Here is an 11,438-nt window from a genome sequence, read left to right as displayed (position 1 = left end):
ACATTGTAATCACTGTGTACTGAAGACTGAAGACTGAATACTATAAAGAACATGGCAAGAAAACAAGATAAGAATACAGTACAGAAATTTAATAAAATTTCTATTGGTTTAGCATCTCCTGAGTCTGTTTTAGCAGCATCTCGTGGAGAGGTATTAAAGCCAGAAACTATTAATTATCGAACTCACAAACCAGAAAGAGATGGTTTGTTCTGTGAGCGTATTTTTGGTCCTGTAAAGGATTTTGAATGTGCTTGTGGTAAATATAAAAGAATACGTTACAAGGGTATTGTTTGTGACCGTTGTGGTGTAGAAGTAACAGAAAAGAAAGTACGTAGAGATAGAGTAGGACACATTAATTTAGTTGTTCCTGTTGCGCATATCTGGTATTTCCGCTCGTTACCAAACAAAATAGGTTACCTTCTTGGATTACCATCTAAGAAATTAGATATGATCATTTATTATGAGCGTTATGTGGTTATTCAGCCAGGTATTGCAATGAATGCTGAAGGAGAACCAATTCAAAAAATGGATTTCTTAACTGAAGAAGAGTATTTAAATATTTTAGATACTATTCCTCAAGAAAATCAATATTTAGACGATACAGACCCTAACAAATTTATCGCTAAGATGGGTGCTGAGTGTCTTATTGACTTATTAGCAAGAATAGATTTAGATCAATTATCTTATGATTTAAGACATAAAGCTAATAACGAAACATCTAAACAACGTAAAACGGAAGCCTTAAAACGTTTACAAGTTGTAGAGGCTTTTAGAGATTCTAACGAAAACAGAGAAAACAGACCAGAATGGATGATCATGAAGGCTGTACCTGTAATCCCACCAGAATTAAGACCTTTAGTGCCTTTAGATGGTGGTCGTTTTGCGACATCAGATTTAAATGATTTATACCGTCGTGTAATTATCCGTAACAACCGTCTTAAGCGTTTAGTTGAGATAAAAGCACCAGAAGTAATTTTACGTAATGAAAAACGTATGTTACAAGAATCAGTAGATTCATTATTTGATAACACACGTAAATCTTCAGCTGTAAAAACTGATTCTAATAGACCATTAAAATCTTTATCAGATTCACTTAAAGGTAAGCAAGGACGTTTCCGTCAAAACTTACTTGGTAAGCGTGTTGATTATTCTGCACGTTCTGTAATTGTAGTAGGACCAGAATTAAAATTATTTGAATGTGGATTGCCAAAAGGAATGGCAGCAGAGCTTTACAAGCCTTTTATTATTAGAAAATTAATAGAAAGAGGAATTGTAAAAACAGTAAAATCTGCAAAGAAAATTATAGATAGAAAAGAGCCTGTTGTTTGGGATATTTTAGAGAATGTTTTAAAAGGACATCCAGTGCTTTTAAATCGTGCTCCTACATTACACAGACTAGGTATACAAGCATTCCAACCAAAACTTATCGAAGGTAAAGCGATTCAGTTACACCCATTAGTGTGTACGGCTTTTAACGCCGATTTCGATGGTGACCAGATGGCTGTACATTTACCATTAGGACCAGAAGCTATTTTAGAATGTCAATTATTAATGTTGGCTTCACATAATATATTAAATCCAGCTAATGGCTCTCCAGTTACTGTACCTTCTCAAGATATGGTACTTGGTTTATATTATATGACTAAGCTTCGTAAATCAACACCAGAAGTTCCAATTAAAGGAGAAGGTTTAACATTTTACTCACCACAAGAGGTTACAATTGCATACAATGAAAAGCGTGTAGACTTAAATGCTGGTATTAAAGTTAGAACTTTCGATTTTAATGAAGAAGGTGAATTAACAAAGCAAATTATAGAGACTACTGTTGGACGTGTACTTTTTAATGAAAAAGTTCCTGCTGCTGCTGGTTATATCAATGAGGTATTAACTAAAAAATCTTTGAGAGGAATTATTCATGGTATTCTTAAAAAGACAAGTGTGCCTGAGACAGCTGACTTCTTAGATGAGATAAAAACATTGGGTTATAAGTTTGCATTCCAAGGTGGTTTATCATTTAGTTTAGGTGATATTATTATTCCACAAGAAAAGCATGCTATGATTGATGCTGCTAATAAGCAAGTAGATGGTATAATGGGTAACTATAATATGGGTCTTATTACTAATAATGAGCGTTATAACCAAGTTATCGATATATGGACATCTACCAATGCGGAATTGACAGAATTATCTATGAAGCGTATCCGTGAGGATCAGCAAGGATTTAACTCAGTATTTATGATGCTAGATTCTGGTGCAAGGGGTTCTAAAGAACAAATTCGTCAGTTAACAGGTATGCGTGGTTTAATGGCAAAACCTAAAAAATCCAATGCAGGTGGAGGAGAAATTATCGAAAACCCAATTCTTTCTAACTTTAAAGAAGGACTTTCAATTTTAGAATACTTTATCTCCACTCACGGTGCACGTAAAGGTCTTGCAGATACGGCTCTTAAAACTGCCGATGCTGGTTACTTAACACGTCGATTAGTAGATGTTTCTCAAGATGTAATAGTATATGAAGAAGATTGTGGTACACTAAGAGGAATTGAAGTTGCTGCACTTAAGAAAAATGAAGAAATTGTTGAGAGCCTAGAAGCTAGAATAGTTGGTAGAACTTCTCTTAATGATGTATATAATCCTCTAACTGAAGAATTATTAGTTGAAGCTGGTGGACATATTGATGATATTATTGCTAAGAAAATTGGTGATTCTCCATTAGAGTCTATTGAAGTGCGTTCGCCATTATCTTGTGAGGCTAAGAAAGGAATTTGTGTTAAATGTTACGGACGTAACCTTGCTACTGGTAAAATGGTACAAAGAGGTGAAGCTGTTGGTGTAGTTGCTGCTCAGTCAATTGGTGAGCCTGGTACTCAGTTAACATTACGTACGTTCCACGTAGGTGGTATTGCAGGTAACATTTCAGAGGATAACAAATTAACTGTGAAGTTTGATGGTATTGCAGAAATTGAAGATCTAAAAACAGTAAAATCTGTTGATAACGAAGGAAATGAAGTAGATGTTGTTATTTCTAGAACTTCAGAATTAAAGTTAATGGATGCTAAAACAGGTATTGTTTTAAGTACTAATAACATTCAGTATGGTTCACATATTTTTGTGAAACCAGGACAAAAACTTAAAAAAGGTGATGTAGTATCTCAATGGGATCCGTACAATGGTGTAATTATTTCTGAATTTGCAGGTAAAGTGAGATATGAAAATATCGAACAAGGTGTTACTTACCAAGTTGAAATAGATGAGCAAACAGGTTTCCAAGAAAAAGTAATTTCAGAATCTAGAAATAAGAAATTAATACCAACATTATTAATTGAAGATTCTAAAGGTGAAACTATACGTTCTTATAACTTACCTGTTGGTGCACACATCATGATTGATGATGGTGATAAAATTGAAATCGGTAAGATTTTAGTTAAGATTCCTCGTAAATCTGCAAAAGCTGGTGATATTACTGGTGGTCTTCCTCGTGTAACTGAATTATTTGAAGCGCGTAACCCTTCTAATCCTGCTGTTGTAAGTGCTATTGATGGTGTTGTGTCATTTGGAAAAATTAAGCGTGGTAACCGTGAAATTATTATAGAATCTAAGTTAGGAGATGTTAGAAAATACCTAGTTAAATTATCTAATCAGATTCTTGTACAAGAGAATGATTACGTTAAAGCTGGTATGCCATTATCTGATGGATCTATAACACCAAATGATATCCTTAATATTAAAGGACCTGCAGCGGTACAACAATACTTGGTAAACGAAGTTCAAGAAGTATACCGATTACAAGGTGTAAAAATTAATGATAAGCACTTCGAAGTTGTAGTTAGACAAATGATGCGTAAAGTTAGAATTATAGATTCTGGTGATACAATTTTCTTAGAAAATCAATTAGTGCATAAATCAGATTTCATTGAAGAAAACGATAAAATTTTCGGAATGAAGGTGGTTGAAGATGCTGGTGATTCTCAGAATTTAAAATCAGGTCAAATTGTAACGGTGAGAGAACTTAGGGATGAGAACTCTAGTTTACGAAGAGAAGATAAGAATCTTGTTACAGCAAGAGATGCTAGCCCAGCTACTGCAACTCCAATCTTACAAGGTATTACAAGAGCATCATTACAGACTAAGTCGTTTATATCTGCAGCGTCATTCCAAGAAACTACTAAAGTTCTTAACGAAGCAGCTGTAAATGGTAAGGTTGATTCACTAGAAGGTCTTAAGGAGAATGTAATTGTTGGTCATAGAATACCAGCAGGTACTGGAGTGAGAGAATATGAAAACATCATTGTAGGTTCTAAACAAGAATTTAATGAAATGATGAAGGCTAAAGAAGAAATGAATTTTAATTAATTTAATATTTCTAAAGAATAATAGAGGAAAGCCTTCTTGTATTTATACTTGAAGGCTTTTTTAATAAAAAAAACATGCTTTATAATGAAGCAATAAAATAATATAATATGGCAGATGAAAAAAATGCACCAAAAAAGGGGCAAATTAATATAGAATTAGATGAGAAAATCGCGGAAGGAACCTATTCTAATTTAGCAATAATTAATCACTCGGTTTCAGAATTTGTAGTAGACTTTGTTAGTATAATGCCAGGGACACCAAAAAGTAAAGTTAAATCTAGAATAATTTTAACACCACAACATGCTAAACGTTTATTAAAGGCGTTGGCAGATAATGTAAATAGATTTGAAAAAGCCCATGGTGAAATTAAAGATTATGAACAACCACCTATTCCTTTAAATTTCGGTCCAACCGGTCAAGCTTAAAATAAATTAAATGTATTTATAAAATCTATGAAAAATACATATTGCATTAATATTTTCTATTTAAAAAACATCATTTAAACTGGTGTTTTATGTGTTTTAAAAATTATTTTATATCTAAATATTGGTATTGTTTAAAAAGCTCTTAAAATCTCTAAAAATAGATTTTTATGAATTTTAGTAAAAAAACCTTTGATTTTAGTGTCAAAGGTTTTTGTTTTTATGTTAAATGCTATCTATGCTACTTCTCTTTTATGTAACCTATATTGTAATGCCCCAGAAGGACATTTTTTAATTTGGTTTACAATTACATCGGTTTTTTCAGCTTCTAAATTTATCCATGGTATAACAGAATTTCTAAAAACTGTAGACAGTTCTTTTGCGCATAAACCGGCATTTATACAACATTTTGGTTTGTAATTTACCGTAACTTCTGAGTTACTGTAGGTGTTATTATTGATTTCCATAAGTAGATTAGTTTGGGGTTAATCTTATGTTTTTCTATTAACTTGAGAATTAATATTGTACAATATACCGATAAAATACCAATTTAAACGTTTAAATGTGTTTTTTTTTCACTACTCAAATTCTGAAGTCATGTGAAATGTAATACTTGGATACTTTTGTTGAGACATCTGTAAAGAAAATAATGAGTCCGCTAAAAATACTAATTGATTTTGTTTGTCTCTCGCTAAATAACGTTGCTTAACTCTAATAAAATCTTGAAATTCTTCACTTTTCTCATTTTCTGTTTGAATCCAACATGCTTTATGTACGTTTAAATTTTCATAGGTACATTTTGCTCCATATTCATGTTCTAATCTATATTGAATAACTTCATATTGCAGAGCTCCAACGGTACCAATAACTTTTCTTCCGTTAAAATCTAATGTAAATAATTGTGCTACACCTTCATCCATTAATTGGTCGATACCTTTATATAACTGTTTCGCCTTCATTGGGTCAGCATTATTGATGTATCTAAAGTGCTCTGGAGAAAAACTTGGTATACCCTTATAATTTAATATTTCACCTTCGGTAAGTGTATCACCAATTTTAAAGCTTCCTGTGTCCTGTAAACCAACAATATCGCCAGGATATGAAATATCTACTATTTCTTTCTTTTCAGCAAAAAAAGCATTGGGACTAGAAAATTTTAATTTTTTCTTATTCCTAACATGTAGATAAGGTGTGTTTCGTTTAAACTCTCCTGAGACTATCTTTACAAAAGCTAAACGATTTCGGTGGTTAGGGTCCATATTAGCATGTATTTTAAATACAAAACCACTAAATTTCTTTTCATCAGGTTTTACCAATCGTTCTTCACTTTGCTTAGGTCTTGGTTTTGGAGCGATTTCTATAAAACAATCTAATAATTCTCTTACACCAAAGTTGTTTAAAGCAGAGCCGAAGAAAACGGGTTGCTGATTTCCATTTAAATATTCTCCTTTGTCAAAATTTGGATAAATTCCTTTTACTAATTCAATTTCTTCTCTAAGTGTATTGGCAGCGGTTTCACCAACTAAATTATCTAATTCCTTTGACGATAAATCAGAGATTTCTATGGTTTCTTCTATATCTTTTCTACTATTTCCAGAGAATAGATTGATATTTTTTTCCCATATATTGTAAATACCTTTAAAATCATAGCCCATTCCAATTGGAAAACTTAATGGCACAACTTTTAAGCCTAACTTTTGTTCAATTTCATCTAATAAATCAAAGGCATCTTTACCTTCCCTATCCATTTTATTAATAAAAACAATGATTGGTATGTTTCGCATTCTACAAACTTCTACCAGCTTTTCTGTTTGTTCCTCTACACCTTTTGCTACATCAATAACTACAATTACGCTATCTACAGCAGTTAAGGTTCTAAATGTATCTTCCGCGAAATCTTTATGTCCAGGTGTATCAAGAATGTTAATCTTAACACCATTATATTCAAAAGCTAAAACAGAAGTAGCAACAGATATACCACGCTGACGTTCAATCTCCATAAAATCACTTGTTGCTCCTTTTTTTATTTTATTACTTTTTACAGCGCCTGCCTCTTGTATAGCACCACCAAATAGTAATAATTTTTCGGTAAGTGTAGTTTTACCAGCATCAGGATGCGATATAATCCCAAAGGTTCGTCTTCTGTTAATTTCTTTTAAAAAGCTCATAGTATTTTATTAAATAGGAATGCAAATATAATTGTATTAATGTATTTAGATATAAAGAATTAAGAAAACAAAGTTTAATTATATATTGATGTTAAATGTGTAAATATTTTTGTTAATTTTAGCCTCGCAAAATTGTGGGACTGATTTATTTTGAAGTAGTTAATAATAATTTGCTTCATAAGAGTCATGTTTTTTAAAGGTTATGTGACTTTTAGACCTCCTAACGTGTCTAAATAATTATAATATGTATTAATCATATAGAAATACCCTACAATAATTTTTTGTTTTCATTTGATCCAAATATATTTGTTGCTTTTAGAGATATTAGCATAATTATTATTTAAACTCACAGAACTATACATCAACTATACAAAATATAATATGAAAATCTTTCTTCGATTCTCGTTTACAAACACAAGAATATTATTATTGATTCTTTTTTCTTTTGTTTGGATTAATCAATCTTTTGCTCAGCCAGGTAAAGATGGAGATTTAGTAGTTTCTGCTGCTAACACCGTTTTAAATACTTATGGAGCAGTTTCTGCAGATATCGCAGTAGGAGATGAAATTATTCAGGTATATGACCTTGCATCTGATATTGGAACGCTTTCGGCTGGAGATTTAATAATGATCTATCAAGCTCAAGGGGCATCTATTAATACGTCTAATACAATTAATTATGGTGAAATTACTTCTTATAACAGTGCTGGATTGTACGAATTTGTGTATGTAACTGGTGTTAGTGGAAATAACATAACAATCTCTTGTGGTGTTTCACAAGCTTATTCTGTGGCTGGTCGTGTACAGGTAATTAAAGTTCCACAATATAATAATTTAACAATTGATTCTGGGGCTTCTGTAACAGCATTAGAATGGCAAGATTACGCAGGTGGTCGTAGAGGGGGATTAGTTGTTATTGATGCTACTACTGTTACTGTTAATGGACTTGTTGATGTTTCTGGTTTAGGTTTTAGAGGTGGTATTAGAGAGAATTCAACTCTTAGTTCAGGTTCAAGTATACAAGATGGTTATGTTTCTACAAGCAGTGCAGATAGTGCAGAAAAAGGTGAAAGTATAGCTGGTTTTAATGTGGAGTATGATTTACTTGGGGGAAGATATGGTAGAGGAGCACCAGCTAATGGTGGTGGTGGTGGAAATTCTCACAACGCTGGTGGTGGTGGTGGTGCCAATGGTAATAATGGAGTAGTCTGGTTAGATGGAGCAGGTAATATGTGTGCTACTTGCACAGGCTCGTCAGCATGGTCTTTAGATCCTAATTATATAGCTAATGGTAATTCATTAACAGTATCTTCTGGTGGAGGACGAGGAGGTTATAGTTTTAGTGGTAGTAATCAAGACGCATTATCAGTCGGACCTAGTAATACTTCATGGAGTGGAAACCGTAGAGAAAATGTAGGTGGATTAGGTGGTAGACCTTTGGTTGCGAATGAAGTAAATAGAATCTTCTTCGGAGGAGGCGGAGGAGCTGGAGATGGTAATAATAATGCTAATCAAAGTGCAACAAATGGTGCTGGTATAATATTAATTAGAGCTAATCAAATAAATGGTACAGGTAATTTTAGTGCTAATGGTCTAGATGGATCTAATACTATAGGTGGTCATAATGATGCTCCAAGTGGAGCTGGAGCGGGTGGTAGTATAGTATTAAAATCAGCATCCATTGCAAATACGTTAGTGTTAGACGCTAATGGTGGAGCTGGAGGTAATCAATTGATAACTAATACAGAGGCTGAAGGTCCTGGTGGTGGAGGTTCTGGTGGTTTTATAGCTATTTCTTCGGGTTCGCCAACAATAAATATAAATGGAGGTGATAGTGGAGTAACATCTAGTTCTGCATTAACTGAATTTCCAGTGAATGGAGGTACAGATGGAGGAACTGGTTTAGTTATTTCTACAGCTACTACCCCATCTATAGCTTGTATAGATGCAGTAAATGATGATTTTAGTTTGTCATCAATTGATAATACAGTTGGTGGTATTACCTCTTCAGTTTATAATAATGATTCATTATATGGGGTTTCATTTCTAGATTCAGATGTTGTGCCCTCTATTCTTGATGACGATGGTATTGCAGGTTTGGTTATAAATAGTGATGGAACCTTAACTATTCCTGCAGGAACAGCAGCAGGAACTTATGTTGTGGAATATCAAATTTGTGAAGTTTCAGATCCTTCAAACTGTGATACGGCTTTTGTTACTCTTGTAGTAAATGATGGAAGTATAGATGCTGTATTTAATGATTATACTTCATCTCCAATTAGTGATTCTGCGGGTGGTTCAACACCTTCAGTTTTTGATAACGATACATTAAATGGTGTTTCTTTTGCTGATGGGGATGTTGTACCAAATATTAATGATGATGATGGTCTTACAGGTGCAGTAATTAACTCGGATGGAACTATTACTGTACCTCCAAATACACCAAGTGGTACTTATAATATTGAATACGAAATTTGTGAAGTAGGAAATTTATCTAATTGTGATGTAGCAATTGCAACTATAGTAGTTTTTGATTCATTAATTTCTAATGATGATGATTTTTCAGCAACAACTATTAGCGATTTTAGCGGAGGAACAACAAGTACTGTATACATAAATGATACGTTGAATGGTGTTACGGTAACGGCTTCGGATGTTACACCATCTATTGTGAACGATGGAGGATTAACAGGTGTTTCAATTAATGCTGATGGTACAATAGATGTTCCTGCTGGTTTGGCTTCTGGAACATATACAGTAACATATGAAATTTGTGAAACTGCTAATACAACAAATTGTACTACATCAGATGTAACTATAGTAATAGAAGATGCAATTAATGCAGATGATGACGATTTTTCTTCAGCACTTGTAATCGGTGGAGATACTACAGCAGATAGTGTTTTTGATAATGATACTTTAAATAGTTCAACAGTTGCAACAGGAGATGTTGATGTTTCCATAATTAATGAAGGAGGTCTTACAGGAGTAACAATAAATACTGATGGAACTTTAAATATACCGGCAAGTGCCTCTGCAGGAGTATATACAATAACTTATGAAATTTGTGAAACTTCAACTTCAAATTGTGATACAGCTGAAGTAATAGTACTTGTTGGGGCTGATTCTGATGGTGATGGTGTTGTAGACAGTACTGATTTAGATGATGATAACGATGGTATATCTGATGTTGATGAAGATGCATCATGTATAGGAAGTATTCAGTATGAATTTTATGATTCAACACCTTCGGGAAATACAGTTGATAATATTCCAACTGATGTAAGTTTAGCGTTGTCAATTGGTACGGTGTCAAGTTTTGATGTTGATGCATTACAGAATTCTGTTGACCCTGGGGATACAAATACATTTAGTGTTCGTTTCAGAGGAAATATTAATATTACTACAGCAGGTTTGTATACTTTTTATACGTCTTCAGATGATGGTTCTAAGTTATTTATTGATGGTATTGAAATTGTAGATAACGATGGAGGTCATGGTGTTATTACTGAAAATGGTTCAATTACATTAACTATTGGTTTACATGAAATAGTTATTTTATATTTTGAAAATACTGGAGGTGAATCTTTAACAGCAGAATATGAAGGTCCTTCAGTGACTAGACAATTTATTCCTTTTACGAGCTTATCTTGTATTTTGGATACGGATGGAGATGGAATTCCTAACCAGTTAGATTTAGATAGCGATAATGATGGTTGTAGTGATGCCAATGAAGCGTATAATGATGCAAATGCGGATGGAGGAGATGGTAGTCAGTTTGGTACTGGTAATCCAGCAAGTGTTGATGCCTCAAATGGTTTAGTTACAGAAACAGGAGTTGATTACAGTCTTGGTACAAATACACAAGTTACCGATGGTGATTTTACGTTAAGTGTTTGTTATGTAGATCCTTGTGACCCAGTAGCCTCAGGAAATTTAGATACTGATGGCGACAATATAACTGATGTTTGTGATTTAGACGATGATAATGATGGTATTTTAGATGTATTTGAATGCCCATCTTCAGATAGTGGAATAGATGGTTCAATTTCAGATTTGGCTTATGATGTAACAACAAATGATGCAAACTCCAGCACAGAGTCTCATTATTTAAATAGTATTACGGTTTCAGGATTTGAATATACAGACTTTATTTTACCAAGTGGTTATTCAAATAATATTTCTAATGTGACCGCTAACGATATGGTCTATATTACAGAAAATAATATAGGTGAAGAGTCAAATTTATTCACTGATTCTGATGATTTATTTGATGTAACTGCTTTGTCAGCATTTCAAGATAGAAATTTAAATCATTTTCAATATTTAAATAATAAAGATTTTACTGCAGATAGTTATGATTTAATTTATTCATATGATATAGTAACAACGGCAGGCATGTTTATTGCTATTACAGAACGAGGTGGAAATAACCGAGTAGGTGTTGAGGCTTTAGACAATTTGGGTAACTCTTTAGGGTCAATTTTTGTTAATA

Annotated in this window: 5 protein-coding genes; 3 read left to right on the top strand and 2 right to left on the bottom strand. The window is 33.1% G+C overall.

The window, feature by feature from the left end:
* Positions 1–51 precede the first annotated feature (51 nt).
* Together rpoC and GN138_RS14245 are read left to right on the top strand one after the other, a co-directional pair.
* Positions 52–4,353 carry a DNA-directed RNA polymerase subunit beta' gene (gene rpoC / locus GN138_RS14250; protein ID WP_157364675.1) on the top strand — a complete coding sequence of 1,434 codons (4,302 nt, stop codon included), beginning with the start codon at positions 52–54 and terminating at the stop codon, positions 4,351–4,353.
* Between the two features lie 107 nt (positions 4,354–4,460).
* Positions 4,461–4,778, top strand: coding sequence for a DUF3467 domain-containing protein (locus tag GN138_RS14245; RefSeq protein WP_157364674.1), 318 nt, complete (start codon positions 4,461–4,463; stop codon positions 4,776–4,778).
* A 233-nt stretch (positions 4,779–5,011) separates the two neighbouring features.
* Here the strand turns inward: GN138_RS14245 and GN138_RS14240 are convergent, their stop codons facing one another.
* Together GN138_RS14240 and GN138_RS14235 are read right to left on the bottom strand one after the other, a co-directional pair.
* On the bottom strand, positions 5,012–5,242 hold the full coding sequence (locus tag GN138_RS14240) for a (4Fe-4S)-binding protein (protein ID WP_157364673.1): 231 nt from the start codon (positions 5,240–5,242) through the stop codon (positions 5,012–5,014).
* 111 nt (positions 5,243–5,353) lie between these two features.
* Positions 5,354–6,943: a peptide chain release factor 3 gene (locus GN138_RS14235; RefSeq protein ID WP_157364672.1), complete on the bottom strand. Its 1,590-nt coding sequence runs from the start codon at positions 6,941–6,943 to the stop codon at positions 5,354–5,356.
* Between the two features lie 381 nt (positions 6,944–7,324).
* Between GN138_RS14235 and GN138_RS14230 the strand changes: the two genes are divergently transcribed.
* The coding region (locus tag GN138_RS14230; protein WP_231743088.1) for a beta strand repeat-containing protein at positions 7,325–11,438 on the top strand (4,114 nt) is incomplete at its 3' end.

This window comes from Winogradskyella endarachnes (assembly GCF_009741275.1).
Lineage (GTDB): Bacteria > Bacteroidota > Bacteroidia > Flavobacteriales > Flavobacteriaceae > Winogradskyella > Winogradskyella endarachnes.
This window is presented reverse-complemented; position numbering and strand designations above follow the sequence as displayed.

Excerpts from the sequence above, each read along its gene's own strand:
- GN138_RS14245 (WP_157364674.1), top strand. The coding sequence starts at position 4,461 with ATGGCAGATGAAAAAAATGCACCAAAAAAGGGGCAAATTAATATAGAA.
- rpoC (WP_157364675.1), top strand. The coding sequence starts at position 52 with ATGGCAAGAAAACAAGATAAGAATACAGTACAGAAATTTAATAAAATT.
- GN138_RS14235 (WP_157364672.1), bottom strand. The coding sequence starts at position 6,943 with ATGAGCTTTTTAAAAGAAATTAACAGAAGACGAACCTTTGGGATTATA.
- GN138_RS14240 (WP_157364673.1), bottom strand. The coding sequence starts at position 5,242 with ATGGAAATCAATAATAACACCTACAGTAACTCAGAAGTTACGGTAAAT.